Genomic DNA, 26,051 nt, shown 5'->3' with positions numbered 1-26,051 from the left:
CAATTCGAAGAGATACGCCGTGATCGTCAGAAACTTATCTGCTGCTGTTTTATCGCTTGCCCTCGCCTTTCCTGTCATCGCCCAAACTCGATATATTTCCGATGACTTATTTATTTTTCTCCACTCTGGTCCTAGTAATCAATTTCGTATTTTAGGCAGTGTTAACGCTGGCACCAAAATCAACCAAGTTGACTACAACGCGGAAAACAAATACGCCAAAGTGGTCTTAGAGAACGGCCGAGAAGGCTGGGTAGAGGCTAAATACTTAAATCGCACACCGGGTCTTGCCGCTCAATTGCAACAAGTGAAAACGCAATTGGAAACCAGTGAGAACCAAAGAAAGCAGCAGCTTGAAGACAGTGGCAACGCCACAGCAGAGCAAAGCGCACAGATTGAAGCGCAAGCTGTACAAATTGAACAGCTACAAGTCACTAACGACCAGCTTAACGAACAGTTAAACCAAATCAGTGAGCAAAACAGTAGCTTACAGCACGAGCTAGACACCAAAGATGAAGCAGTGCAAATGCAATGGTTCATGCGTGGCGGGGCCGTGGCTGGTATAGGCTTACTACTTGGTGTATTACTGCCAATGATTCCTCGTCGTAAAAAACGCGATCAGCAGTGGATGTAATCTCAATCATTTAAAAAGGGCGCCTAATCAGGCGCCCTTTTTATTTTAATGAAAATTTAACTGTCCTTTAGCAAAGCCGCTGACTCTACAACTAAATACACCTCTCCCATTTCGCTAAACTGACGCTAAATACTGTTCATCGCGTAAATCGTAGCCACTGGCCGAACCATTACCTCCCCGCGCGTAAGACATCGAGTCTAGGTAAAGCGTGTTATAGTTTTAATTGATTTAGAAAAAGTAAGCACAAGGATGTGTCATGCGGGTTGAATCACTCACCTTTTTTAGATTTATTGCTGCATTAATAGTGGTTATATTCCACTTTGGTGATGCCACGGGGTTTGAAGGGGCATTAATAGCGGGACCGGAAATGGTCACGTTTTTCTTTGTTCTATCTGGCTTCGTCATGTCCATATCGCATTTTGAACGAGATATTAAGACCCGCTCTTATTTATGGGCAAGGGTATCGCGAATAGTGCCTATTTACATGGTGGGGATACTTTTAGTAATAGGCTTGGATTTCTACCACAATACACCTATATGGTGGTCAGCATTATTGTTAAATGTTACTTTTCTACAATCGTGGGTTTCGCCATATCCACTCTCTATTAATTACCCTGGATGGTCACTATCAGTAGAGGCGTTTTTCTATTTAAGCTTTCCGTTCATTTTACTGTATATCAAGAAGAATAAGTGCTCTGTAAAGTCCTTAGCTATATGCTCAGCCGTTTATTGGCTGATAACCCAAACCATATTAACTTATGCTTTATCCAAAGAGACAAACAGCGCTTATTCCTCACTATTAAATGATTTAATTTACTACTTCCCTGCTTCTCATCTATGCAGCTTTTTAATTGGCATTTCAGGTGGAATATGGCTACTTCACAACAGATCTAACAAATCGAACGATACAATCGGATCTACGCGCCTTCCTATCGCATCAGCCGTGACCATCGTATTGGTGCTAGATAATAAGGAACACTTGGTAGACGTTATTGGGTTTGCAGTGCCGTTTAGCTCGAGCTTTTTAGCACCTTTATTTTTGATCTTTATTATTTCATTATCACTTTGTCAGTCAACGCTAGCCAGCTTTTTCAGCAGAAAACCTTTGGTGTTACTTGGTGAGGCGAGTTTTTCACTTTATATTCTTCAAGTTCCAGTACATAAACTATATACGATGCTTTCCTCTAAATTTTTTATCACATCGCCACTAATAAACTTTCTAACATACCTAATATCGTTAGTATTTATCTCTATTTTGACTTTTTTGTATTTTGAAAAGCCATCCAATAATTTTTTAAGATATCAACTACCGAAATTACTCAATATGGGAGCTAGGGACCGCAAAAAATAACCACTACTGGTAACAAGCTAGATTCTCTCGCAATACCTTTAGCAGTGGCTATTGATAGCATTTAACCCCAGTCTGATAGCGCCTTTAGGCGGCACAAATGGCCAGCCACCCTCAGCACGACATCGTCTAAACGAATAGCAACGATCTCAATGTTGTTATTAAGTAAGTCCCCTTCTAGTAACTGCTTATTGTTAAACGTAACGTATCGACGGGCAGGATCAGAAGAAAAGACATGCGAGTTAAAGGTAATAGCCGGTACCAGTTTTTGCATCTCAGGAGACAATGCCCCTAGCATGGGCGCTTCATCGTAAGCGACGGTATCGGTTTCTTCCTGCCACTCTAATACTTGGGTAGCCTCTACGGCTGCTGCAAAACGCTCTGCTAAGTTGGCATCATCGGCAGGCGCTAAGGGCTGACTTTTTTGCGGCGTAACAATAGGTGCTTGTTGAACCGTACGCTCAGCAACAGCATTACTTGCAGGTGCGTTAGGCGAACCCTCGACAATCTCTGTTTGGTTTGTTTGGTTTGTTTGTTGTGCCAATAGCTGGTCAAATCGTTGTTGGCGTAAAGTCAGTAAATCTACCTTCTTTAAATCGTTAAATTCGGGCAAGGGCATCAGTTCAAAGGCTAAGGGATTGGGCTCGATAGTCGAGACTTTAAGCACCGGCGGGTTAACCGGCGCAACAGTCACTGCAGGCGTAGTAACTTGGTTCTCAGGCTGTTGATGCCCCATCCACCACCATAGCGCCAACGCTCCTAAAGCCAAGGTTAACCCCGAGCTGATTAAGGCTAACACTAAAGGATTAACCCTAGAAGGAGCCACCAAGCTGACAGCTTCATCTGGTTGATGACGGCGCTGCGCCGTTAAAATACTAGACATTAGTTCAGCTCCTGAAGACGCGGTTGATCAACATAAATTTGCTGGTTTAAACGCAGTAAAGTAAAGACACCGGCAATACCGTCGGCGGTTAAACGATGACGGTGTTGAAATTGCTCAACTTGTTCGGCTAATTGGCGGTCAAACTGATAAATCTGGCGCGGCCTTTTACCCTGCAACAGTGACAAACTTTGCTCTAGCCAATATACAGCCTCACCTTGGCTGCCCTGTTTCAAGAGGTCATTAAAACCTGAAGGCGGCTGCCATAACACTTGAAACTCTCCATTCCAACGTTGCCCTAACCAGCGTTCACTCACTTTAAAAGAACGATCGCCTAGCCATAGTTCTACTTTCGCCCCCCAATGCCTAACCACGGCATAAAATTGAACCCCGTCTTCTTCCAGTTTAATCACCGCGGGAGAGTTTACATCGCGTAATGCTCGCATGCCGCCACTGAGAGATAAACAATGCAGATCCAAGTTACTGATTAAATCGCAGCGAGCTTGCACACTAGGTACATCGTAACCCCACAACCGCAGCAGTAACTGCCAAGCACCGTCAGAAAATCCATTGCTGCTTGTCAGCACTTGCCATTCTTTGGCTGTATCACTTAAGGCTTGGCTAGGCGCCAACGCAGCTAGCGGCGCTTGAGGTAAATTCGGCGGTGTTGGTTGCGCCGCAGCAGCGAGCGTTTTAGGGGGATGTTCAGGGGCTATATTAGTCGTACTTTGCTGATACAAATAGCCACCAGCCAAAATAAAGCCGCCCAGCAATGCACCCGCTAATACATGGTTAACGCTCAGTTCAGACTTAGGCTCTGTTAACGCCACCTCTTCAATGGCTTGCTGCAGTGCGCGTTTATCAACGTGCATGAGATGTCGGCCATAACTAGCCAGCAGCGCCCTATCACAGAGTAAATTAATCACCCTTGGGATGCCTTCAGCCGCTTTGAAAAGTTGCTTAATGACGGCACGAGGGAACAATGGCCGCTCACAGCCCGCCACCTTCAATCGGTGTGCAACATACGATTCAACTTCAAACACATTTAACGGCAGTAAGTGATAACGCGCGGTGATCCGCTGGGCTAACTGACGCAAAATAGGTTGTTTTAGTTTTTGCTGCAACTCAGGTTGACCAATCAGCACCACTCTTAATAGTTTGCGGGTATCGGTTTCAAAATTGGTCAGCAAACGCAGCTGCTCTAACACTTCTACCGACAGATGTTGCGCTTCGTCGATGAGCAACATGGTATTGCCACCCGCCCAGTGGTTTTCAAGCAGGCGCTGACGAATAATATCGCCGAGGCTTTTCACGGTAAGATGAGCGCTGTCATAGCTAATATTTAACTCATCACATACCGTCGCTAATAACTCCACTTCCGTTAAGCTGGGGTTAAGCACCAAAGCCACTTCTGTTTGCTCTGGCAATTGCTTTAACAAAGCACGCGAGACGGTAGTTTTCCCAGTTCCGACTTCACCCGTTAACAGAACAAAACCACCGGTTTCGCCCAAGCCAAAAGTGAGGTGAGCCAGCGCTTCTTTATGCCGCTCGCTCATAAACAAAAAGTCTGGGTTTGGCGCTATCGAAAAAGGATTTTCCTTTAAGCCAAAATAATCCAAATACATTAAACCACTATCCTTAAGCCTTAATCACTCAGCGGTAGTTTGCTCACTACCAGTAATCGAAGCGCTATTGCGCATTGATAGGTGTATAATACCCCCACACAAGCCTTTTGTGCATAGAGATTAGTGAGGAGTGATAAGTGGAAACCTATTTAGTGGGAGGAGCGGTTAGAGATATGCTGCTGGGTTTAAAGGTTTTAGACCGTGACCACGTAGTAGTAGGTGCATCGCCTAAGCAAATGTTAGCCTTGGGTTATCACCGTGTGGGTAAAGACTTCCCAGTATTTATTCATCCTCATTCTCAAGAAGAGTATGCCTTAGCACGCACCGAACGAAAACAGGGCAGTGGCTATACTGGCTTTACTTGTTACTTCGCCAAAGATGTCACCCTTGAAGATGATTTACTCCGTCGCGACCTCACCATCAATGCCATTGCCAAAGCCGAAACGGGCGAGTTAATAGACCCCTACGGCGGCCAAGCCGATCTGCAAGCAAAACTATTACGGCATGTATCTCCAGCGTTTGTTGAAGATCCTTTAAGGGTGCTGCGAGTAGCACGCTTTGCGGCGCGTTTTCATCATCTCGGTTTTACAATTGCTGATAACACCAAGCAGCTAATGAAAGACATCGCGCATTCGGGCGAGTTAAGCAGCTTAACGCCTGAACGGATCTGGAAAGAACTAGAAAAAGCCTTAAGCTGTGACTCACCGCAAGTGTTTTTTGAAGTACTGAAAGAGGCCGATGCCTTAACCGTGTTATTTCCCGAGTTAGACAATCTATTTGGCGTGCCGGCTAGCCCCAAGTGGCACCCAGAGATTGATAGCGGCATTCACACCTTGATGGTGATAGAACAAAGCGCTAAGCATCACTACAGTAACGAAGTTCGATTTGCCGCCTTATGCCATGATTTTGGTAAAACCCTCACCCCTCAAGAGAAATTACCATCTCACCCAGGGCATGGGCCAAAAGGCGTAAAGCTGATCAAAGCATTTTGCCAACGGCTCAAAGTACCCAATCATTATCGTGATTTAGCGCTGCTGGTGGCGGAACACCACATCACTATTCATAGCGCATTAGAACTGCGCCCTGAAACGGTTTTAAAGCTGTTTGACCGCTGTGATGCTTGGCGCAAGCCAGTACGATTTAAACAAATATTAGAGGCTGGAGTCGCCGATATTAGAGGCCGCTTGGGTTTTGCTGAACAGCCCTACCCCGCTTATGACTACTTGCTAAGCCAACTTGAAGTGGCTAACAGTGTTAATGTACAAGCGATAGTACAAGAAGGTTACCAAGGCTCGGATATTCGTGAGCAATTACACCAACAACGCTTAGCCTTAATCAGCCAAGCCAAACAAACCTACTTAGCAGAACACGCTAACTCAAACTAGCGAATATGGGCTATCTTAGCGATAGCCCATATAACAATCCTTACGCTAGGGCTAAAAACGCAAACAAACCTACGCCCAACAACATGCGGTAAATGACAAACGGCTTCATCCCTACTTTATTTACCCACTTAATAAACAAGTGTATGCATGAGTAAGCACTGACAAACGACACCAAGATACCTAAAGCCATCGCCGACCAGTCAATCACTACTGGTGCATCAGCAATGTCTTTCGCCATTAATACACACGCGCCAACAATTACCGGAATAGACATTAAGAAAGAAAAGCGCGCCGCTGCTTCGCGGGTTAGCCCCAACATTAAGCCTGCAGTAATGGTTATACCGCTGCGCGAGGTGCCAGGGATAATCGCAATAGCTTGAGCAACACCAACAAATAAGGCTTGTTTCCAGCCTATTTGATGCTCGGTTTTCTCTAACTTGGCTTGCGAGTCAGCCCACCAGAGTAGCGCACCAAATATTAAGGTGGTACTGGCAATAACATAGGCCGAACGCAAGTGCTCTTCAATCAGCGACTTAAACAAACCACCAAATAATACCGCAGGAATAGTGGCCAAAATAATCAACCAAGCAAGCAATGCCTCGGGGCTACGTTTACCGGTAAAAGACCCAAGCCAAGCCGTTAACATCGTCCAAACTTCTTTACGAAAGTAACCCAATACAGCAAACAAGCTGCCTACGTGTACCGCTACGTCAAATGTGATCCCTTGATCATCCCAACCAAAGATCTGTGAAGGCAGAATAAGATGCGCCGAGCTTGAAATAGGCAAGAACTCGGTGAGTCCTTGAATCAAAGCTAAAAATATCGTTTCAAAAGTACCCATTAAATAATCCTGTAACTAATCTAAAAATCGAGAGAGTCAACCAAGGTCAACACCTGACTAGGGTGATCAAAATCTTGCCACAATTGCATGTAACTTTTATTTATTGTTGGATGAATCATCGAACCCGCAATATCTGCAAGCGGTTTTAACACAAACGCACTTTTGGTTATTTCTGCTCTGGGCAGCGTACATGGTATATCTACCACTAAGTGGTTATATAAAAGAATATCGATATCTAGGGTGCGTGACGAGTACTTTTGCGCATCCATTGCTCTGCCGTGTTCAAATTCAATGCCTTTGATGGCATCAAACACCGCTTGTAAAGACAAGGGGCTAGAGAATTTCGCGACTAAATTGTAGAACGCCGGGCCGTCAAATCCTAAGGCGGGGCTTTCGTATACCGGGCTAAGTGTTAACCTACCAAAGCGCGCCTCTAAGGCTTCAACACCTTGGCGAATATAGCGCTCACGCTCAATGTTACTGCCGATGCCAACAAAAATATCCGCCATTACAAAGCGCTATCGGCTTGGCTACGTTCAATTTGCACACCAACACTAGTGGCAAAAGGAACGGCTCCGGGTTTATTAATGGTCACCTTAAGCCAAGGCACCGAAAACTGAGTTAACACTAAAGCGGCCACCTTCTCGGCAACGGTTTCGACCAATTCATGGGCTTGCCCTGTCACTAGGTCACTCACCGCTTGGCTTACAGCTGCGTAATCCAAGGCTAAGCTTAGGTCATCGGTTAAGGCCGACGGGCGGTTATCCCATGCCATTTCCAAATCAATCACCAGTTTTTGTTTGATTTGTTTTTCCCACTCATAGGCACCAATAGTGGCTAATACCGTGAGTTCTTTAATAAATACTTTATCCATGATGCTTTGCTGCTTTGTTGCAAACGCGCTTATTAGCCTTAGCTAAAAAAACAGCGTATGATTTGGCCTTTGAAAGAGCGCGATAATACCGCAATTCAGCAATAGGTGGAATGCTTCTAAGCTAATGGGTTTACTCGGTTTATTATTTATAACGGCAGCGTATTTACTGGGTTCGATATCCAGCGCCGTACTCATTTGCCGAATTTATCGCCTCCCCGACCCCCGCCAGCACGGCTCTAACAACCCTGGCGCCACCAATGTTTATCGCTTAGGCGGTAAAATGCCAGCCGCATTAGTGTTAATTTGCGACTTACTCAAGGGCACCATTCCGGTGTGGTTAGGCTATTACGCAGGGCTAGCCCCTTTAGTACTCGGATTTGTGGGTATCGCCGCGTGTCTCGGGCACATGTACCCAATATTCTTTCATTTTGAAGGGGGCAAAGGTGTGGCCACTGCACTGGGGGGCGTATTACCCATCGGCTTAGATTTAGCCGCCTTATTGGTAATAACGTGGATGATTACCCTAAAGCTGCGTGGTTACTCTTCATTAGCGGCGATTATTAGCGTGAGCCTTGCACCACTCTACACCTGGTTAATTAAGCCCGAATATACTCTGCCGGTTGCCATGCTGTCGTGCCTGATTATTATTCGCCACCAAAGCAATATTTCACGTTTGCGTAATCACACCGAAAGCAAAATAGTAAAAAAAGACTAACTCAGCACGCTAAGTTAGCCTCAACTCTATTCGCTGTTAACACAACTCGCCGCTAAGCAAGCGTAATAAACAACACAACACCTTATAGCGGTTTAGCCGCAGGTAGCTCATCTAATGGCCAACGCGGCATGGCCTTAACTGACAAGCCATGAGTTTGCCCCGCTTTAAAGCGTTGCATGCCAGCATAGGCAATCATCGCGCCGTTGTCGGTACAAAACTCTGCCCGAGGATAAAACACCTTACCACCACGCGACGCTAACAACTCGCCCAGCTGCTCGCGTAAGGCTTTGTTTGCGCTAACTCCGCCGGCAATCACTAACCGTGTTAAGCCGGTTTGTTTTAAGGCGCGTCGACATTTAATGATCAGCGTTTCTACCACTGCTTGCTGAAAGGCCAGCGCGATATCAGCTTGAGTTTGCTCGTCTTTACCTTCTGAATCGATGGTATTTTTAGCAAAGGTTTTTAAGCCCGAAAAGCTCATATCTAAGCCTGGCCTATCGGTCATTGGCCGCGGGAATTTAAATCGGCCTGGCGTGCCTTTTTCGGCCATACGGCTTAACGCAGGCCCGCCTGGGTAATCTAAACCCAGTAACTTGGCGGTTTTATCAAACGCCTCACCGGCGGCATCGTCGATCGACTCGCCCAAGATGGTGTATTCACCAATACCGTCAACTTCTACCATCAGGGTATGCCCGCCAGAGACTAGCAAGGCCAAAAAAGGAAACGCTGGTGGGTTGTCTTCTAACATCGGCGCCAGTAAATGCCCTTCCATGTGATGCACTGCGACGGCGGGTTTATCCCATGCCATGGCAATACTACGCGCAGTCAGCGACCCCACCAATAATGCCCCCACTAAACCTGGGCCGGCGGTATAGGCCACGGCATCAATATCATCGCTCGTGCAATTGGCAGCGGCCATCGCTTCTTTGATCAGCGGAATGGTTTTACGTATGTGATCGCGCGACGCTAACTCGGGCACCACACCACCATAATCTGCATGTAATTTAACCTGACTGTACAAAACATCTGCCATTAAACCTTGCTGGTCATCGTAAATTGCAATTCCGGTTTCATCACACGACGTTTCAATACCTAGTACACGCATAATCTTGCTCTTCCTGCTTGGTTACTGGTGTCAGTAACGTATAATCTGGCCCAAAGGCTCGCCTAAAATCGCGCCTATCTTACTTGTTCACCGCTTATTTCACCAGAGCTATACAAATAGGCTTTACATTGCCCCCTAGTTAGGCTTAAAATTCCGCACCATTTTTAAACACTCAGGCTGATTTTTGTTCGGCCGTTAATAAACCGGAAGGTGATAGGCATATGCCAATCGTTAAAGTACGTGAAAACGAACCATTTGACGTAGCTCTACGTCGTTTCAAGCGCTCTTGCGAGAAAGCAGGTATTCTTTCAGAAGTTCGCCGTCGCGAGTTTTATGAAAAACCAACTACAGCTCGTAAACGTGCTAAAGCTTCTGCTGTTAAACGTCACGCTAAGAAATTAGCGCGTGAAAACGCACGTCGCGTTCGCTTGTACTAAGCGCTGTTAAGACCTATGTCATTAAGAGAAACGCTACAAGAAGAACAAAAAGCAGCCATGCGTGCCAAAGACAAATTACGTCTAGGCACACTTCGCATGTTGCTTGCGGCTGTTAAACAAGTAGAAATTGACGAGCGCATTACTTTAGACGATGACCAGATATTGAGCATCGTTGTAAAACAAGTAAAACAGCGTAAAGACGCAGCTGAACAATTTTTAGCTGCAGAACGTCAAGATCTAGCTGATAAAGAGCTCGCTGAAATAACTATCTTGGAGACGTTCCTTCCTCAAGCGCTCAGCGAACAAGAGATTACATCGTTAATTGATGATGCAATCGCTAAGTCGGGCGCGGCTGGAATGCAAGATATGGGTAAAGTGATGGGTATCCTGAAACCTCAGGTGCAGGGTCGAGCAGACATGGGAGCTATAAGCACCGCTGTCCGCAATAAGCTCGCTTAAATCCATCTCTTAGATACTAGAATAAGCCGTGCACTCTATGAGTTCACGGCTTGTTTGTTTTTAAAAAGGCTAGCGACGCACTAAATGGCTGGAAGAATTCCACAACAATTTATCGATGATCTACTAGCTCGAGCCGATATCGTTGGCTTGATTGATCAGCGTGTGCGCTTGAAAAAAGCCGGTAAAAATTACTCCGCTTGCTGCCCGTTTCATAACGAAAAATCGCCCTCTTTTACGGTGAGCCAAGACAAGCAGTTTTATCACTGTTTTGGTTGTGGCGCGCATGGCAATGCCATTAGCTTCTTAATGGAATATGACAAACTTGAGTTTGTTGACGCCGTTGAAGATTTAGCCAGCCAAATGGGCGTAGAAGTAGAGCGTGAAAACAGTAACAACAGCAAGTTTGACCAAGCTAAAAGCCAGCAGCAACGGCAGCTAAGCAAAGATTTATACGAATTAATCGGCCACGCCAGCCGCTTTTTTCAGCAGCAACTTAGAGTAAACCCTAACAAGCAACAGGTTATTGACTACCTAAAAGGCCGTGGGCTAAGTGGTGAAGTAGTACAGCGTTTTTCTATTGGCTATGCCCCCGACGAATGGGACGCACTAGGCAAGGCTTTAGGTGGTTCACAGCAAGCCAGCCAGCAGCTGGTTGATGCCGGATTATCTATCGAAAACGATAAAGGCCGCCGCTACGATCGCTTCCGCGATCGGGTTATGTTTCCGATTCGTGATAAACGTGGCCGTTATATCGGCTTTGGTGGGCGCGTATTTGGCGATGGCACGCCAAAATACCTTAACTCTCCCGAGACCAGCGTTTTTCATAAAGGCCGCGAACTATACGGTTTATACGAAGTACGCCAAGCCCATAAACAAGTGCCGCAAATTCTGGTCGTTGAAGGCTACATGGATGTGGTGTCACTGGCGCAATTTGATATTGATTATGCGGTAGCGTCTTTGGGCACCTCAACCACCCCAGAGCACCTACAAACGCTGTTTAGAGCCAGCAATCAAATCATCTGCTGCTACGACGGTGACCGCGCCGGTCGCGACGCGGCATGGCGGGCCTTAGAAAACGCCTTGCCGCACTTACGCGACAATGTAGAGCTTAAGTTTATGTTTTTACCTGATGGTGAAGACCCAGACACCCTGGTTCGCCAAGAAGGTAAAGACGGTTTTGAAAAACGCATGCGTGAAGCTATGCCGCTATCGCGTTTTTTGTTTGAACGGCTTAGCCAAGAAATAGACATCACGACCGATGCTGGCAAAAGCCACTTGGCGTCTAAAGCTTACGAGCTTATCTCGCAGGTGAGTGCGGCGTTTTACAAAGAAACCCTGCTTACCGAACTGGCCACTCAGAATAGAATGATCCGTAGCCAGCTAGAAAAAGAGTTAGCCCGCTTAAAACAAGCCGAACGCTCGCGCCCCAATACCCAAGCGCAACTCAGCCTAACGCCAATGCGAAAAGCCATTGCTATGATTTTGCAGCTGCCTGCTATAGCCACTGACTTACCGCCGTCGGCGCAATTAAGCCAAGTAAACATAAAAGGCATGGGCTTATTATTACAGCTGATTGGCGAAGTGCATAAAAAGCCCGATATCACCACTGGCCAATTACTTGAACGTTGGCGCGGACAACCAGAACAAAAACACTTAAATATTTTGGCAGGCTATAATTTAGAAATTGACGAGTCTGGTTACCAAGACGAGTTACAAGATATTATCGCCAGTTTTGTTGATCAGTTGCTATTGCAACGCTACGAGCAGCTCAACGTAAAATCTATTAGCGGCATAATCACCGTAGATGAAAAACGTGAAATGCATCAATTAATGATTGAACTTAAGCCTTAATTGGGCGGTATATACAATAAACAAAAAGATTTTATATAAATGCCCTTGATATAGAAATTTTAACCCATACTTGATATACTTCTTCGTTTGCGCCAGCGGCGCTTACGTTTATGGTTTTGCTAGCTTAATCTACTTCGGATGACATCTATGGAACAAACCCCACAGTCTCAACTCAAACTCCTTCTCGCAAAAGGTAAAGAGCAAGGCTACTTAACTTACGCAGAAGTAAATGACCATTTACCTGCTGATATCGTAGATTCCGATCAAGTTGAAGATATCATTCAAATGATCAACGACATGGGTATTCAGGTACATGAAAATGCACCCGATGCTGATGACTTATTGTTGGCGGAAAATACTACCGACGAAGACGCAGCCGAAGCGGCAGCGCAGGCTTTAGCCACGGTAGAATCTGAACTAGGCCGAACGACCGACCCAGTACGTATGTACATGCGTGAAATGGGTACCGTTGAGCTGTTGACTCGCGAAGGCGAAATCGACATTGCTAAGCGTATCGAAGAAGGCATCAACGAAGTTCAGCGTAGCGTTTCAGAATATCCAGAAACTATCTCTATTTTGCTTGAGATGTACGACAAGTACCAAGCAGAAGAGCTTAAAATTAGCGACATCGTTAATAGCTTCATCGATGAAAATGAAGTAGCAGAAGCAGCCCCTACCGCTACTCACATTGGTTCGGAACTAGAGGAAAAAGACCTCGAAGACGAAGATGAAGACGAAGATGACGAAGAAGAAGAAGACACCGGCCTAGACCCAGAGTTAGTTAAAGAGCGCTTTGATACACTGCGCGCTCAATACGACAAAACGCATGCAATTATTGCATCACATGGTCGTATGTCTAAAGAAGCTAAGGCTGAAATCTTTGAGCTAAGTGAAATTTTTCACACCTTCCGCTTAATACCAAAATTATTCGACAAGCTTGTAGCAAGCATGCGTCGCATGATGGAACGTGTACGTACTCAAGAACGTTTAATTCTTAAGTTATGTGTTGAGCAAGGCAAAATGCCAAAAGGCATTTTTGTTAAAGCATTCTCTAAAGATGAAACCAGCGACGAATGGTTTAACGAACACAAAACATCGGCTAAAGATTATGCCCCGGCATTAATGGAAGTGGATGAAGAAGTTCGCCGTTGTATCTTTAAGCTTAAATCAGTTGAAGAAGAAACTGGCTTAACCATTAATAACATCAAAGACATCAACCGCCGTATGAGCATTGGTGAAGCCAAAGCTCGCCGCGCTAAGAAAGAAATGGTTGAAGCTAACTTACGTTTGGTAATTTCTATTGCGAAGAAATACACCAACCGTGGTTTACAGTTCTTAGATCTTATTCAAGAAGGTAACATTGGCCTAATGAAGGCCGTAGATAAATTTGAATACCGCCGTGGTTACAAATTCTCTACTTACGCAACTTGGTGGATCCGTCAGGCGATTACTCGCTCTATTGCTGACCAGGCACGAACTATTCGTATCCCGGTGCATATGATCGAAACCATTAACAAGCTAAACCGTATTAGCCGTCAGATGCTTCAAGAGATGGGCCGCGAACCTACTCCTGAAGAATTGGCAGAGCGCATGTTAATGCCTGAAGACAAGATCCGTAAGGTACTTAAAATCGCTAAAGAGCCTATTTCCATGGAAACCCCAATTGGTGACGATGAAGATTCGCATTTAGGTGATTTTATTGAGGATACTACCCTGTCTATGCCTGTAGATGCAGCGACCGGCGAAAACCTTAAATTTGCTACTCAAGAAGTACTTGCAGGCCTCACCCCGCGTGAAGCTAAAGTACTGCGTATGCGTTTTGGTATTGGCATGAACACCGACCACACGCTAGAAGAAGTGGGCAAACAGTTTGACGTAACCCGTGAGCGTATTCGTCAAATCGAAGCCAAGGCCTTGCGTAAGCTGCGCCACCCTTCTCGCTCTGAGCAATTACGTAGTTTCTTAGACGAATAGCCAATAAATAGGTGAATAAATAAGCGCTTAGATTTAAACGCATAGACAAGGCGGAAAGTATTTTTTATACTTCTGCCTCGTTGATTAGCCAAGCGCTTATCACACCCAAATTTGGCCCTTTAGCTCAGCTGGTTAGAGCACACGACTCATAATCGTTAGGTCCACAGTTCAAGTCTGTGAAGGGCCACCATATACAAAGCCTTGCACCACATCGGTTGCAAGGCTTTTTATTGCCTAAAAATCACCGAGAGCCCCCCTAGAACTTTATTTATTTTTTTGGACAGAGTAATCATAAGATCAATAAAGGAACACTAGGAATACCATTCCTACTAAGGAGCACCACAGCCACAGTGATATGTACCAGTCTTTTTTCGTAGCTAGCTTACGGGTAGCATCCACTGGAACAAAAGGATAATTACTGTCATTAAGCAACTTTGTTTGAAACAAAATAATCGTTGCATAGCTCAATACTCGAAAACCAGGGCCGTCCCAACTTCCACAATTAAATCCCTGCTTTATTAGCTCTGGCTCTATTCGTCGCATGGTGAACTTTGCACTTAATAGCCAAGCTACCATTGACGACACAAAAGTAATCATAAAAAAAAGTGAACGCCAGTCCTCATAACTTAAAGGTGGATGCTCCATTACAATGACCTTGGTGTACGGTTAAAGATACCATTACGCTCGTAAAGGTTTTTGACATCGCGTTTAAGCCGATTTATTTGCTTGTGGGGTAAAGTAAACATAAGGTCAATAGATAAATGCTAGGAATATCATTCCTACTAATGAGCACCAAAGCCACAGTGATAAGTACCAGTCTCTTTTTGTCGCTAGCTTACGAGTTGCACTCACCGGAACAAAAGGGTAATTACTGTCATTAAGCAACTTAGTTTTAAACAAAATAATCATTGAATAACTCAATACCCGAAAACCCGGGCCGTCCCAACTTCCACAATTAAATCCCTGCTTTATTAGCTCTGGCTCAATTCTTCTCATGGTGAACTTTGCGCTCAAGAGCCAAGCTACCATTGCCGATACACCGAGTATCAGAAAAAAGAACTGTAGCCAATCTGTAAAAGTTAGGGGCTCTAACTCCATATCGACCATGCAGCAATAGATAGAAGCAAACCAGCACCAGAAGACCATAACCACAAAGCCAAGTACCAATCTAGCCTTGTTGCTAACCTTCTAGTTTCGCTAACAGGAACAAACTGATAATTAGAGTCATTCATCCTTTCTGTTTTGAACAGAATAACTGTTGCGTAGCTAAGCACTCTAAAACCAGGTCCATCCCAATCTACCCTACTTATGCCTTGAGCTTTAAACTCCCGCTCAAGCCTCACCATGCACTTTCTAGAAAAAGCCAACCAAGCAATCATTGTTGATATCCAATATAGGCCTCCAATTAATTGAACCCAATCAACTAAAGTTAACGCGGTATGTTCCATTACAATGACCTTGGAATACGGTTAAAAGTTCCATTTCGCTCATAAACGTCTTTAGCTCAATTTTTCCGAAATCATCGCCTGCTAAAGCAGCAACCGTTATTCTAAACCCAGCTGACTGCTAACTATTCTTGTAGAAGTTCAGGAAAGAATACTGACAGAATAATCATACAAACCATCGCTATACCAAACGATCCCCATAGCCAAAGAGAAAACCACCAATCGGTTTTGGTCGCTAGCTGTCGAGAAGCTGTAACGGGAACAAATGGGTAATTTTCATCATTAAGTCGCTTTGTTTTAAACAAAATAATTATGGTGTAGCTAAGAACACGAAAACCAGGTCCATCCCAATCAACTCTGTCAATACCTTGATCTTTTAAACTATTCTCTATTCTAGGCATACTGATTCGCGCAAAGCATAACCACGCCAACATGACTGAAAGCATAAACACACCACATCCAATAAATGAAGAAACACCCAATAAGTAAATCATCCGCTATACCAAAGTGTTATATGTCAGCCACTAACTCAGAGAAAAAAATGGATAGAACTAATAATATACCTAACATTGCTATTGCAGATCCCCAAAGCCATAAAGCCAAGTACCAATCTCTTTTTGTGGCTAATTTACGTGTAGCGCTTACTGGGACAAATTGATAGTTTTGATCATTCATTCTTTCTGTTTTAAAAAAAATAATCGTGGCATAACTCAGCACGCGGAATCCAGGCCCATCCCAGTCAACCCTTTCAATACCTAATTGATTAAATTCTCGTTCTATCCTTTTCATAGTCATATTTGAGAAAACTAACCACGCTATCATCATCGAAATAGCAAAAATAAAAAAAACTAAAAGTAGCCAATCAGATACAGCTATCATCAGAGCGACCTCGGCACATAATTAAACACGCCTTCCCTATCATAAAGTTTCGAGGTTACATATTGAGCCCATTTATCCGCTTGCGTTGCTGCTAAATAAGTTGCACCGATGCCTAAGCCAATGGCAATTACCCAACCTATAGGTGTGGCTGTTAGACCAATAGTAATAGCAGCCGAAGTTACGACTTTTGCAGTTGCCACACCAGCTAAAAAGCCCACTGATACACCCGTTGTTTGCACTACCGCTGTTTTCTGCCAATCTTTACCTTGCTCAAAATTTTTGATAGCTGGCTTGCTCATAACTTCAGGTGTTGCACGCGCGATAAACCCAAAATGCGCTAGGCCATAAAGAAAAATGCATAAGTGAAACCCACAACCAACATTCCGATGCCAGAGCCCCATAGCCATAAGGCCAAATACCAGTCTTTTTTGGTCGCTAGTTTTCTTGTTTCACTAACAGGAACAAATTGATAATTATTATCATTTAACCTATCAGTTTTAAACAAAACTACAGTTGCATAGCTCAGCACTCGAAAGCCAGGGCCATCCCAATCTATCCTTTCAACACCTAGTACTTTAAATTGCTTCTCGAACCTTCTCATTGAGATTCGAGAAAAACACAGCCAAGCAACCATTGTTGATAGCCAAAATAAGCTGCATATGAACAAAAGTTTATCCGATATCGTTATTTGCTCCATCATAATGTCCTTGGAATTCGGTTAAACATGCCTTCGCGCTCATACACTTGCGTAGCCATTTTCTGCCCAATACCATCGAACGTTTTTGTTGCTAGGTAAGTAGCACCGATACCTATGCAAATAGCAATTACCCAACCTACGGGCGTGGCCGTTAAGCCAATAGTGATAGCTGCTGTAGTCATCGCGTTAGCTGTGATAGTTCCAGCAATAATTCCTGCCGCCAAGCCTGAGGTTTGAACCACTGCAGTTTTCCCCCAATCTTTACCTTGCTCAAAATCAGCCTGAACCATTTTTCCACGAGCATAAACGTCGTAACCTAGAAGAATATTCCCTCCCGCTTTTAGGCCAAGAGACATTCTTTTGAGGCTTTGTAGCTCTTTAACGTTTGTCACTCTAATTGGTGCATCGGTACGTGCACTTTTAGCTTTGTTAATACCTCGCGTAGCGTTGTTAAGCGCCGTGCCCTTGCGCGCTTTAACAACAGCCGTGGCTTTAGATAGCTCAGTACTAAACAACTGATTAAGTGATTTAAATGCGGCGCGAGCACTAGATTCTAATTTCATCATCTGCATTTTAGGTAGTTTGGCTTGATGCCCAGCCCTAACAGCCATTAAGCTCTTTTCGTAAGCTTTAAGGCTCTTTTCCAATGCCCCTCCCCGACTTTCCAGCAGCCCCACTCCTGCACTAGAAAAATTGAACTTTTCTTTGTTCACCCATTGGTTGAGTTGGCTAGCCGCAGGAGCAATTTGCTGGTCAAATAACTCGGCCAAACCAAGTGTTATGTCGCTGCCTAGCTGTGCATTAACATTGGCTAACGAACGGCGATGGCAAGAAGGGATAGTTTGCAGCTGCCTACACTGCTGCATTAAATTCGTCGGTTTACTGCTTTGGCTTGATCGAACAATGTAAGGTGCACCAGCATGAAGAATACTGCCAGCTTGCAGCGAGTTATCACTTAAAAAGGCATTGAATTCGGCTTCATTTGAAAAGTCTCTAGATTTTAACTGACGGTTTTTGGTACTTAGAAAAATCTCGGCAGGCTCACTCACAGTTGGTTCCTTTTACTGCAAAATCAAAAATTAGGGTAATGATTGCTATAAGGTAAACGCAATTAACAAAGCAGTCAATAACCGTTAAGCTAAATGCCATTTAGTTATTGTGAGCCCGTTTATCAAAAACTTTGTTTATAAACCACGTTATTAAACAGAGTAACGTCACAGGCTTAACTTTTCGGCAAAAACATCAAGCCGCCTCTACAGTCGACTATTTAATTCTTCTGGTAAATTAAAATAAACAGCCATTTATATTACGGTAGCGCTAAAAACCTTCCATTTCCCATATATAAGCCAATGAATTATATGACAATAAAAATGAAATCCTTTTCAATCACAAAACCAAGATAAATATTTGACACAACACTCAGTTTGCTCGTTTTTTCGACTATTTTTGATTGGACTGGATTAAGGTCGCGCAAGAAATGACCGCAGAGTCATTTTATGTTGGCTAACACGCGCATAGCTTCAGGCTATCGCAAACAAACATTCGAATAAGGAAATGACATGAACAAGGTAGTATTACTTGGTCTGTTAACGGCCTCTCTGTCTGCGCAAGCAGAATGGGAGTTTCGTGGCACACCAAATGGCTGGCAAACCACAGCAATGGAACAGGTGGCTAGCACTCAGTTTCAAACCTGCCAAACTTTCGGTAACAATGATCCTCGTTTCAAAATTGACCGCTGGGGAGACTGGCAAGAAGCCTACCCTAGCGCAGACTACCGCGTATCGGCCGGTAGCTATCAAATTACCTTTTACAGCGACAGCAAAGATATCGATGCAGTTTCAGTCGCGAGCTGTGATACCAACCAAGCGCCAACAGCGGTTATCTCACCCGCTAATGCGCAAACGGTTGACCCCGGTACTAGCCTGAGCTTCTCAGCGGCTAGCTCTAGTGACCCAGACGGCAGCATCGCCAGTTATGCTTGGAGCACAGGAGAGACCAGCGAGTCCATCAGCCTAACCGTTGAACAAAGCCAAACCCTAAGCCTGCAAGTCACCGATAACTTAGGTGCTGTTAGTGAACTGGCTAGCGTAGACATCACCGTTACTGGCGAACAGCCCGCTGTATGGTGTTTCCGCGGTACGGCAAACGGTTGGGGACAAACCCCAATGGCCTTGGATGCGGTGAGCGGCTTATATACCTTAACGCAAGCTTTTGCCGGTGAAGAAAGCCCAGCACGCTTTAAAGTAGCGGCGTGTTCAGACAATGGAAGCTGGGGAGAAAACTACCCAGACCAAGATTTCACAGTTGAAGATAATACTCACTACAGCATTAGTTTTGATGCTTCAAGCAAAGCAGTGAACGCTGAAGTTATCGTGCTTGAAACCAAACCTGAGTTAGCGATTAACCCAGGAAGCAGTGATTTTAGCACCGATACCCTAGCGGTAACCTTAAGCTACAAAGGCGACAATATCACCGACAGTAGCTACTTACTTAGCACCACCGGCGGTACTCAAGGCATCAGCTTTAATAACGGTGATGTGATTAATATTGGTGGTGAATTAGCCATTGGCGAGTCGGTTGAGCTGCAAGTGTATGTTGCCAACAATAAAGGCTCGGTAACGCAAACCTACACCTACAACAAAATTGATGCGCCTGAAACAGGCTTCACCGTTTGGTTAAACGCACCGAGTGACTGGGCGCCGTCTATTCACCATTGGGACGCACTTCCTGCCGGCTCTACCGCCGATTCAGCTTGGCCTGGCGATAATATGGATGGCCTAGGTGAAAACTGGTGGGCTTATTCTTTCAACAATAGTGACTCAAGCAAGCTTATCTTTAGCAACCAAGGCAATAGCCAAACCGATGATTTGTTCCGCGACAAAGACGGTTGTTACACAATTAGCACGCAAAGCTGGACCGATAGTTGTGACTTACCAAGCCATGATGCTGAAGTCAGTATTAGCCCAGCACTAAGTACCTTCTGGACTGACCAAGTAAGCATTACCTTGCAAGCCACAGGGGATGAGGTAAATGGCGGACTTTACACTACCGATGGCAGCGACCCGGTAAATGGTATTGCCTTTACCAGTGGTGATAGCATTGATGTGGGCAGTAACTTAGCCGTAGATGAATCTCTAGAGGTCTGTTTATACGCCGCTAATGAATCTAGCAGTGCTAATCAGTGCTTCGTACTGACTAAAGTAGCACCACCTACAGCCTCAGATTTCACTTGGGACAACGCCAACGTTTACTTCGTGATTACCGACCGTTTTCACGATGGTAACTCAAGCAATAACAACTCTTATGACCGCCCACGCTATGATGCGACAGGCAAAGATATTGGTACCTTCCATGGTGGTGATATTGCAGGCTTAACCCAAAAATTAAATGAAGGTTACTTTACTGATTTAGGGATTAACGCCATTTGGTTAACCGCCCCTTACGAACAAGCCCACGGCTTTGTTGGTGGTGGTGACGACGGTGACTTTGCACATTACGCTTACCACGGTTACTACGTGCAAGATTACACCAACCTTGACGCGAACATGGGTACACCAGCAGAGTTTAAAGCCTTTGTAGATAAAGCCCACAGCCAAGGTATTCGCGTGGTAATGGACGTGGTAATGAACCACGCCGGTTACAACACCCTAAAAGACATGGATGAGTTTAACTATGGCTCAGACACTGCGGGTCCAAATTGGACACCAAGCAATGGCGGCAACTGGTTCGGCTACCATGACTTTATTAACTACGATGGCGATGAAAACCTATGGTTGAAATGGTGGGGTAAAGAATGGATACGAGTAGGTTTACCCGGTTACGATGCCTGTGGCGGTGACGACTTAACTAAGTGTTTAGCTTACTTACCAGACTTTAAAACTGAGTCTACTCAAGCGGTGGGTATTCCTCCTTTCTTGGCGAACAAAGCCACCTTTGGTCAAGGTTACTTAAGTGATTACCAAGCACAAGGTAACAAACGAGTGCGTGATTGGATCACTGAATGGCTAGTGCAATACGTAAAAGACTACGGCATTGACGGCTTCCGTGTAGATACCGCTAAACACGTCACCTACGACAACTGGGCGAACTTAAAAGACCAAGCCAGCCTAGCCTTAAATGAATGGCGTCAAAATAACCCTAGCGCCCCAGGTGCAGAGTGGAGTGATGAGTTCTGGGCAACCGCTGAAGTATGGGGCCATGGTGTAGGCCAATCAGACATCCATACAACGGCTAAGTTTGATTCGGTGATTAACTTTAGCTTTAAAAGTGCGATCAACGGCATGATAGACAGCACCGATACGATGCTAAGCCAATTTTCCAGCTACGCTGACCAAGTTAATGGCAGCAGCGATTGGAACGTTCTAAGCTACATTTCAAGCCACGATACCGGTGCCGTGTTCTACAACGGTGATGATACTCGTCAAAAACGTGCTGGTACTGCTTTATTGCTACTACCTGGTGGCGTGCAAGTATTTTACGGTGACGAGCTAGGTCGTGTGAATGGCGATGGTGGCTCAGATGCAGACCAAGGCAGCCGCTCTAGTGTTGATTGGAGCAAAGCTGGTAACGGTGTTCATCAACACTGGCAAAAAGTGGGTCAATTCCGTCGTGATAACCCAGCGGTTGGTGCTGGCCAGCACTTTAACCTAAGTGGTCAATCTAGCGGTAAGGCCTTTGCCCGTACTTGGACTAACCCAATATCAGGCGCAATCAACAACGTAGTCGTGGTCGTAGACGGTTCAGGCACCGTAGACATTAATGTTGATAGCTACTTTGACGATGGCACCAGCGTACGCAACGCTTACGATGGTTCTATTACTACCGTTGCAGGCGGACGCGTAAGCTTCTCTGCCGGTAGCGAAGGGTTGATATTACTCGAAGCTTTATAATCCAACAGCCTTTACTTTAAATAGTTTGCCGCTCAAACCTTTGAGCGGCTTTTTTGTACTTTGTGAACACCGATGCTCCACTCCACCAAAGCCACTTTTAACGAGTAACCGTGCATTAAAGGCGCCAGAAAAACAGATTTAAATATTTTAAAACTTAAAATAACGATACTCTTCACTTAAGTTTTATGTATTTTTTACCTCATGAAGATTATTTGCACATTTCAGGTTTGCGTAGGATAATTGTTTAAGCCTTTCTAAATATAAGCAAATATGAAAATAAACCTGCTTGGTAAGCCAAACCCACCGCTAAGTTCTCAACACTATGAGTTTGACAGTATCGAGCAGCTACTTGCAGCCTTGGAAATAAACCAATGCGTACACTTAAATCTTGATGAACCACAACTCTCACAAACGCTAATGATACTGCGAGCTGACGCGGTTGGCGCTTTAGTGCTAGCGTTTATACCACAAGGCTCTAGCGCTTTAAGCCAAAAAATTTCTGATGGTTTTGTCGATGACCTGCAGCAAAACCAACTCCAACAGCAATATTTAGAACGTTTAGCCAAATTACATAGCGATACTTTAACCTCTCCCCACAGCCGTTTGATTAGCTATTTGTGGTTATTGCCCTCTCGCTTACTTAAACCTAACTACCAAACAGAGCAATGGCATTTTCATTACCCGCTATTAGACTGCTGGCAAGAGCAAGCAGAGCAAGCTTGGTTAAACTCGCTTGAGAAAGAACAGGTAATAGCAAAAGCGCAATTGATAGACCGAGTTAGGCAATGCCGAAGCTGCAGCTCAAGTACGTTAAACTATGTAGAAACCTGCCCTAGTTGCCATAGCATTGATATCGACAACTTTACTGCGCTGCATTGCTTTGCTTGCGGCCATGTAGACCAACAAGAAGCCTTTCAGCAAAGTCATTCTCTGGTTTGCCCTAACTGCCACTCGCAGCTTCGCCATATTGGTGTAGATTATGATCGCCCAATTGAAAACCACCAGTGCCATACCTGTGGCGACCACTTTATCGACGGAGAAGTCAAAGCGAACTGCCTCAGCTGTGGCAATAGCAATAAGCTTGACGAGCTTAAGGAACAACGTTGGTATAATTACCAACTAGCTGAAAGAGGAGAGCTATGGGCACAATCTGGCAAGCAAGTGTCTTTATTACCCGATAGCTTGGGCGAACCCTTAAGTACTGAACATTTTCGCTGGCTACTACAATGGCAAAACCAACTTGCGTTGCGGCACTCTCATCAGCATCTTATGTTGGCATTACACTTTAAAAATCTTAATACTCTCTACTCCGAACTCTCTAGCACTGAAGTATTTGCACGTTTAGATGAGTTTTTTATTCGTTTTCAAAGCTTGATTAGACAAACCGATGTGGTCACTAGGTGGAACAATGATATGTTGCTGTTCTTTCTTCCCCACTTCGAAGAGTCACATATAGAAGTATTAGAAGATAAGTTACTCAAGTTAGCTAAAATCCAAACCAACAACCCCTTAGAGCTAGCGGTAAGCGTTAAAAAACTTCCTGAAGAAACGCTGAGTAACCATCCAGAGCAATGGCTACAAAGCTTGGTTGAAGCGCTACGTAATGACTGAGCTGATTCAAAATATTAGCTACTTGCTGCATGCACAGCTTGCTCTGATCGCAGAAAACCATGCTTTATTACTGTACCAACTGCCGGTATTTCTGTTGCTAGAACTTCCCCTAGCCTGGATGGTACTACTGGGTATTATTTTCTGGCGCCACAAGCAAGCACCGCCAAGGCTGCGGGCTACTCCTCGAGTGTCTTGTATTGTGACTTGCTACAGTGAGGGGGAAGCGATTATTTCGACTATACAAACCCTATGCGAACAAATTTACTCAGGTGAAATTGAAATCATCCCGGTCATTGACGGCGCAAATCAAAATGCCTCAACCCTACTTGCAGCCAAACAAGCACAAGCCATGATGTCTCGTTACAAAAATCGCACCTTATTAATTCTGCCTAAATGGCAGCGCGGTGGTCGCGTATCCTCACTGAACGCTGGCTTATCGCTTGCCCGTGGTGAAATAATTTTGGCCTTAGATGGCGACACTTCTTTTGATAACGACATGATTTTGCAGATAGTTAAAGAGTTTGAAGACCCCAATGTTCCGGCAGTGGGGGGCGCGCTAAGAGTGCGTAATAAGTCCTTAAGTGTAGCCACCAGGATGCAAGCCTTAGAGTATATGATCTCAATTCAAGCGGGCAAAACGGGGATGGCTCACTGGAATCTTCTGAACAATATTTCAGGTGCGTTTGGTGCATTTAGGCGAGATTTCCTGAAGCAAATTGGTGCTTGGGATACCCACACAGCTGAAGATTTAGACCTCACGTTACGTATTAAACAGTATTTTAAACGCCACCCAAACATACGGCTCCCTTTTGCAAGTAAAGCCATTGGCCATACCGACGCCCCTGAAACATGGTCTCAACTGTTTAATCAGCGACTTCGTTGGGATGGTGACTTAATATTCTTATTTATGCGTAAACACCGCGCATCGATGTCACCCAAGCTGACCGGGCTTAAAACGTTCACTTTCAATTTTGTCTATGGCTTGATGCAAAATACGGTGTTGCCGCTGATTGTTGTTTTGTATAACGTGTATCTATTGCTGTTTTATCCCCTCAGTTATGTGATGGCGAGTTTAAGCTTACTTTACACATTCTATTTATTGCTCGCCTTATTGTACTTTTCGTTCTTTCTGTTGTTCGTATCTGAACGCCGCAAACAAGACTATAAAATGCTGCCATGGCTCCTCATATACCCGGGTTATGGCTTACTAATGCGATTTTTTACCAGTGCAGCGGTGTTCAATGAAATACTGCGCCGAGGTCATGAAGAAACCAGCATGGCTCCTTGGTGGGTACTAAAAAAAGGAAAGAAATTTTAATGAAAGTTAGCTTTACTCGCGCTCAACAAGAGAACCAAACCAATCAGTCTGGGTTTAAAACTAACTATGCCAAAGCAAAGCGCGGCGGTTATCGCCTCCGCTGGTACTTGGTGGTTGCACTGGTGCTTAGCCCTCTTATCTTGGTTTCTTGGTTCTTTGGCAAAGATCTCGCCGTGGTGCGAGCCGAAGGCGTTTTAACCATGGCACCGCTCACTATCAACTCCCCCATTGATGGAAAAATCGAAGAAGTATGGGTAAAAGATGAGCAAGGCTTAACTGCTGGCCAAGCCATATTACGCTTTTCATCAGCAGGTTTAGAAGCTCAAAAAGCCTTACTAAGCCGTGAAATCACTCAGTTAGAAGAAGATATGCAAGTGCTGCAAGGGAGCGTAAAAAACAACCTGATGAATAGCCTGAATGCGGCACGTGAAAACCAAGAGATGCAGCAACAACTTAAACAAGAATACTTAGAATTTCAAAAGCAGGGCTTAATGTCGCTAGACGAAATAGCCACCCTACAAAATCAACACTTTTCGGCTAGGCAAGGGGTGTTCAATGCACAGCAGCAATTGTCTCAAGAGCAAGAGCGCTTACTTGCAGGCTCAGCAAAGCAATGGCGGAATCAATTACAACTCCAATTACTTGAGATAAAAGAACAAATAGAACAGCACACTCTCACTAGCCCTTACCCATCGAAAATAGCAGAAATGCTGGTTCAACCGGGTCAGTTTGTCGAAAAAGGAACACCTCTTTTTATCATCGCAGGTAAAGAGCAGGCCGAAACTCAAGTCTACTTAGCCCCCAAGTATATTGAATACGGACAAATCGGCAGGACCGCCACCGTTACCCTGCCTAATGGCGATAGTTACCTAGCAAAGGTATCAAAATCGAGTGAAATCACTCGGCGCATTCCTGAGATTCTGTCGGGCCCTTTTGAGGGTGCCAAGCCAGCCTTAAGAATAAGCCTTAGTGTACCCAGTGACCTAAAATATAAGGTAGAAGGGCTGCCTGTTACCGTTCGCTTTCATTACATCAACCGTCAAGTAGACTAGCCGATATATTAGTTGCTCATTAGCCCTCAACACTA

24 protein-coding genes and 1 tRNA gene are annotated in these 26,051 nt (G+C 44.8%); 13 read left to right on the top strand and 12 right to left on the bottom strand.

The features are described from left to right. Positions 1 to 19 precede the first annotated feature (19 nt). The gene (locus M0C34_RS03635) at positions 20 to 631 is read left to right on the top strand and encodes a TIGR04211 family SH3 domain-containing protein (protein WP_248714298.1); all 612 of its coding nucleotides are present in this window, start codon (positions 20 to 22) and stop codon (positions 629 to 631) included. Positions 632 to 887: 256 nt separating this feature from the next. Next, the gene (locus tag M0C34_RS03630) at positions 888 to 1,982 is read left to right on the top strand and encodes an acyltransferase family protein (RefSeq protein ID WP_248714297.1); all 1,095 of its coding nucleotides are present in this window, start codon (positions 888 to 890) and stop codon (positions 1,980 to 1,982) included. Between the two features lie 61 nt (positions 1,983 to 2,043). Here the strand turns inward: M0C34_RS03630 and M0C34_RS03625 are convergent, their stop codons facing one another. Next, entirely contained in the window at positions 2,044 to 2,862 is an 819-nt protein-coding gene (locus tag M0C34_RS03625; protein WP_248714296.1) for a general secretion pathway protein GspB, read from the bottom strand. After that, a complete protein-coding gene (locus M0C34_RS03620; RefSeq protein WP_248714295.1) occupies positions 2,862 to 4,484 on the bottom strand; it encodes an ExeA family protein in 1,623 nt (540 codons plus the stop codon). The genes M0C34_RS03625 and M0C34_RS03620 overlap by 1 nt, the downstream gene beginning before the upstream one ends. Before the next feature lie 137 nt (positions 4,485 to 4,621). Between M0C34_RS03620 and M0C34_RS03615 the strand changes: the two genes are divergently transcribed. Then, the gene (locus M0C34_RS03615; RefSeq protein ID WP_248714294.1) at positions 4,622 to 5,869 is read left to right on the top strand and encodes a multifunctional CCA addition/repair protein; all 1,248 of its coding nucleotides are present in this window, start codon (positions 4,622 to 4,624) and stop codon (positions 5,867 to 5,869) included. Between the two features lie 40 nt (positions 5,870 to 5,909). Here the strand turns inward: M0C34_RS03615 and M0C34_RS03610 are convergent, their stop codons facing one another. From M0C34_RS03610 to folB, 3 genes are read right to left on the bottom strand one after another with little or no spacing between them, the layout of a single operon-like run. Next, positions 5,910 to 6,710: an undecaprenyl-diphosphate phosphatase gene (locus M0C34_RS03610; protein WP_248714293.1), complete on the bottom strand. Its 801-nt coding sequence runs from the start codon at positions 6,708 to 6,710 to the stop codon at positions 5,910 to 5,912. Positions 6,711 to 6,730: 20 nt separating this feature from the next. Beyond that, positions 6,731 to 7,219 (bottom strand): 2-amino-4-hydroxy-6-hydroxymethyldihydropteridine diphosphokinase, encoded by a 489-nt coding sequence (folK, locus tag M0C34_RS03605; protein ID WP_248714292.1) that lies wholly within the window; start codon positions 7,217 to 7,219, stop codon positions 6,731 to 6,733. Next, positions 7,219 to 7,584 carry a dihydroneopterin aldolase gene (gene folB / locus M0C34_RS03600; RefSeq protein ID WP_248714291.1) on the bottom strand — a complete coding sequence of 122 codons (366 nt, stop codon included), beginning with the start codon at positions 7,582 to 7,584 and terminating at the stop codon, positions 7,219 to 7,221. The genes folK and folB overlap by 1 nt, the downstream gene beginning before the upstream one ends. 124 nt (positions 7,585 to 7,708) lie before the next feature. On the opposite strand from folB, the gene plsY reads away from it, so the two are divergent. Continuing rightward, positions 7,709 to 8,299, top strand: coding sequence for a glycerol-3-phosphate 1-O-acyltransferase PlsY (plsY, locus tag M0C34_RS03595; protein ID WP_248714290.1), 591 nt, complete (start codon positions 7,709 to 7,711; stop codon positions 8,297 to 8,299). Positions 8,300 to 8,381: 82 nt separating this feature from the next. Here plsY and tsaD read toward each other — a convergent pair whose 3' ends face one another. Beyond that, on the bottom strand, positions 8,382 to 9,404 hold the full coding sequence (gene tsaD, locus M0C34_RS03590; RefSeq protein ID WP_248714289.1) for a tRNA (adenosine(37)-N6)-threonylcarbamoyltransferase complex transferase subunit TsaD: 1,023 nt from the start codon (positions 9,402 to 9,404) through the stop codon (positions 8,382 to 8,384). A 221-nt stretch (positions 9,405 to 9,625) separates the two neighbouring features. Here tsaD and rpsU point away from each other — a divergent pair, with 221 nt between their 5' ends. From rpsU to M0C34_RS03565, 5 genes are all read left to right on the top strand, one after another. Beyond that, on the top strand, positions 9,626 to 9,841 hold the full coding sequence (gene rpsU, locus M0C34_RS03585; RefSeq protein WP_016403353.1) for a 30S ribosomal protein S21: 216 nt from the start codon (positions 9,626 to 9,628) through the stop codon (positions 9,839 to 9,841). A gap of 15 nt (positions 9,842 to 9,856) precedes the next feature. Then, complete coding sequence (locus tag M0C34_RS03580) at positions 9,857 to 10,300, top strand: GatB/YqeY domain-containing protein (RefSeq protein ID WP_248714288.1); 444 nt, start codon at positions 9,857 to 9,859, stop codon at positions 10,298 to 10,300. A gap of 84 nt (positions 10,301 to 10,384) precedes the next feature. Then, on the top strand, positions 10,385 to 12,151 hold the full coding sequence (gene dnaG / locus M0C34_RS03575) for a DNA primase (RefSeq protein ID WP_248714287.1): 1,767 nt from the start codon (positions 10,385 to 10,387) through the stop codon (positions 12,149 to 12,151). A gap of 147 nt (positions 12,152 to 12,298) precedes the next feature. Then, a complete protein-coding gene (rpoD, locus tag M0C34_RS03570) occupies positions 12,299 to 14,125 on the top strand; it encodes an RNA polymerase sigma factor RpoD (RefSeq protein WP_248714286.1) in 1,827 nt (608 codons plus the stop codon). 113 nt (positions 14,126 to 14,238) lie between these two features. Then, positions 14,239 to 14,315, top strand: a tRNA-Ile gene (locus M0C34_RS03565). An 898-nt stretch (positions 14,316 to 15,213) separates the two neighbouring features. On the opposite strand, the gene M0C34_RS03560 is transcribed toward M0C34_RS03565, so the two are convergent. The 6 genes from M0C34_RS03560 to M0C34_RS03535 form a co-directional block, all read right to left on the bottom strand. After that, positions 15,214 to 15,573, bottom strand: a complete 360-nt coding sequence (locus M0C34_RS03560) for a hypothetical protein (protein WP_248714285.1) — start codon at positions 15,571 to 15,573, stop codon at positions 15,214 to 15,216. 122 nt (positions 15,574 to 15,695) lie between these two features. Next, positions 15,696 to 16,064: a hypothetical protein gene (locus M0C34_RS03555; protein WP_248714284.1), complete on the bottom strand. Its 369-nt coding sequence runs from the start codon at positions 16,062 to 16,064 to the stop codon at positions 15,696 to 15,698. 16 nt (positions 16,065 to 16,080) lie between these two features. Next, positions 16,081 to 16,449 (bottom strand): hypothetical protein, encoded by a 369-nt coding sequence (locus M0C34_RS03550; protein WP_248714283.1) that lies wholly within the window; start codon positions 16,447 to 16,449, stop codon positions 16,081 to 16,083. Further along, positions 16,449 to 16,748, bottom strand: coding sequence for a hypothetical protein (locus M0C34_RS03545; protein WP_248714282.1), 300 nt, complete (start codon positions 16,746 to 16,748; stop codon positions 16,449 to 16,451). Before M0C34_RS03545 ends, M0C34_RS03550 begins: the two co-directional genes overlap by 1 nt. A gap of 38 nt (positions 16,749 to 16,786) precedes the next feature. Beyond that, on the bottom strand, positions 16,787 to 17,149 hold the full coding sequence (locus tag M0C34_RS03540; RefSeq protein ID WP_248714281.1) for a hypothetical protein: 363 nt from the start codon (positions 17,147 to 17,149) through the stop codon (positions 16,787 to 16,789). Further along, positions 17,146 to 18,195 (bottom strand): hypothetical protein, encoded by a 1,050-nt coding sequence (locus M0C34_RS03535; protein WP_248714280.1) that lies wholly within the window; start codon positions 18,193 to 18,195, stop codon positions 17,146 to 17,148. The genes M0C34_RS03540 and M0C34_RS03535 overlap by 4 nt, the downstream gene beginning before the upstream one ends. Positions 18,196 to 18,705: 510 nt before the next feature. Between M0C34_RS03535 and M0C34_RS03530 the strand changes: the two genes are divergently transcribed. The 4 genes from M0C34_RS03530 to M0C34_RS03515 all read left to right on the top strand — a co-directional run bounded on the left by M0C34_RS03530 (position 18,706) and on the right by M0C34_RS03515 (position 26,016). Continuing rightward, positions 18,706 to 22,035: an alpha-amylase family glycosyl hydrolase gene (locus M0C34_RS03530; protein WP_248714279.1), complete on the top strand. Its 3,330-nt coding sequence runs from the start codon at positions 18,706 to 18,708 to the stop codon at positions 22,033 to 22,035. Positions 22,036 to 22,305: 270 nt separating this feature from the next. After that, complete coding sequence (locus M0C34_RS03525; RefSeq protein ID WP_248714278.1) at positions 22,306 to 23,646, top strand: TackOD1 domain-containing metal-binding protein; 1,341 nt, start codon at positions 22,306 to 22,308, stop codon at positions 23,644 to 23,646. Beyond that, positions 23,639 to 24,964, top strand: coding sequence for a glycosyltransferase family 2 protein (locus M0C34_RS03520; protein ID WP_248714277.1), 1,326 nt, complete (start codon positions 23,639 to 23,641; stop codon positions 24,962 to 24,964). Before M0C34_RS03525 ends, M0C34_RS03520 begins: the two co-directional genes overlap by 8 nt. Further along, positions 24,964 to 26,016 carry an HlyD family secretion protein gene (locus M0C34_RS03515; protein ID WP_248714276.1) on the top strand — a complete coding sequence of 351 codons (1,053 nt, stop codon included), beginning with the start codon at positions 24,964 to 24,966 and terminating at the stop codon, positions 26,014 to 26,016. The genes M0C34_RS03520 and M0C34_RS03515 overlap by 1 nt, the downstream gene beginning before the upstream one ends. Positions 26,017 to 26,051: the final 35 nt, after the last annotated feature.

The sequence above is a fragment of the Agarivorans sp. TSD2052 genome (assembly GCF_023238625.1).
Classification (GTDB): domain Bacteria; phylum Pseudomonadota; class Gammaproteobacteria; order Enterobacterales; family Celerinatantimonadaceae; genus Agarivorans.
The sequence above is the reverse complement of the archived record's forward strand: the minus strand, read 5'-3'. Positions and strand labels throughout refer to the sequence as shown.

Coding starts and splice junctions, on each gene's coding strand:
- rpsU (WP_016403353.1), top strand. CDS start 9,626: ATGCCAATCGTTAAAGTACGTGAAAACGAACCATTTGACGTAGCTCTA.
- M0C34_RS03560 (WP_248714285.1), bottom strand. CDS start 15,573: ATGGAACATACCGCGTTAACTTTAGTTGATTGGGTTCAATTAATTGGA.
- M0C34_RS03550 (WP_248714283.1), bottom strand. CDS start 16,449: ATGATAGCTGTATCTGATTGGCTACTTTTAGTTTTTTTTATTTTTGCT.
- plsY (WP_248714290.1), top strand. CDS start 7,709: ATGGGTTTACTCGGTTTATTATTTATAACGGCAGCGTATTTACTGGGT.
- M0C34_RS03530 (WP_248714279.1), top strand. CDS start 18,706: ATGAACAAGGTAGTATTACTTGGTCTGTTAACGGCCTCTCTGTCTGCG.
- M0C34_RS03625 (WP_248714296.1), bottom strand. CDS start 2,862: ATGTCTAGTATTTTAACGGCGCAGCGCCGTCATCAACCAGATGAAGCT.
- M0C34_RS03620 (WP_248714295.1), bottom strand. CDS start 4,484: ATGTATTTGGATTATTTTGGCTTAAAGGAAAATCCTTTTTCGATAGCG.
- M0C34_RS03545 (WP_248714282.1), bottom strand. CDS start 16,748: ATGAGCAAGCCAGCTATCAAAAATTTTGAGCAAGGTAAAGATTGGCAG.
- M0C34_RS03610 (WP_248714293.1), bottom strand. CDS start 6,710: ATGGGTACTTTTGAAACGATATTTTTAGCTTTGATTCAAGGACTCACC.
- rpoD (WP_248714286.1), top strand. CDS start 12,299: ATGGAACAAACCCCACAGTCTCAACTCAAACTCCTTCTCGCAAAAGGT.
- M0C34_RS03515 (WP_248714276.1), top strand. CDS start 24,964: ATGAAAGTTAGCTTTACTCGCGCTCAACAAGAGAACCAAACCAATCAG.
- M0C34_RS03580 (WP_248714288.1), top strand. CDS start 9,857: ATGTCATTAAGAGAAACGCTACAAGAAGAACAAAAAGCAGCCATGCGT.
- dnaG (WP_248714287.1), top strand. CDS start 10,385: ATGGCTGGAAGAATTCCACAACAATTTATCGATGATCTACTAGCTCGA.
- folK (WP_248714292.1), bottom strand. CDS start 7,219: ATGGCGGATATTTTTGTTGGCATCGGCAGTAACATTGAGCGTGAGCGC.
- M0C34_RS03520 (WP_248714277.1), top strand. CDS start 23,639: ATGACTGAGCTGATTCAAAATATTAGCTACTTGCTGCATGCACAGCTT.
- tsaD (WP_248714289.1), bottom strand. CDS start 9,404: ATGCGTGTACTAGGTATTGAAACGTCGTGTGATGAAACCGGAATTGCA.
- M0C34_RS03630 (WP_248714297.1), top strand. CDS start 888: ATGCGGGTTGAATCACTCACCTTTTTTAGATTTATTGCTGCATTAATA.
- folB (WP_248714291.1), bottom strand. CDS start 7,584: ATGGATAAAGTATTTATTAAAGAACTCACGGTATTAGCCACTATTGGT.
- M0C34_RS03540 (WP_248714281.1), bottom strand. CDS start 17,149: ATGATGGAGCAAATAACGATATCGGATAAACTTTTGTTCATATGCAGC.
- M0C34_RS03525 (WP_248714278.1), top strand. CDS start 22,306: ATGAAAATAAACCTGCTTGGTAAGCCAAACCCACCGCTAAGTTCTCAA.
- M0C34_RS03555 (WP_248714284.1), bottom strand. CDS start 16,064: ATGATTTACTTATTGGGTGTTTCTTCATTTATTGGATGTGGTGTGTTT.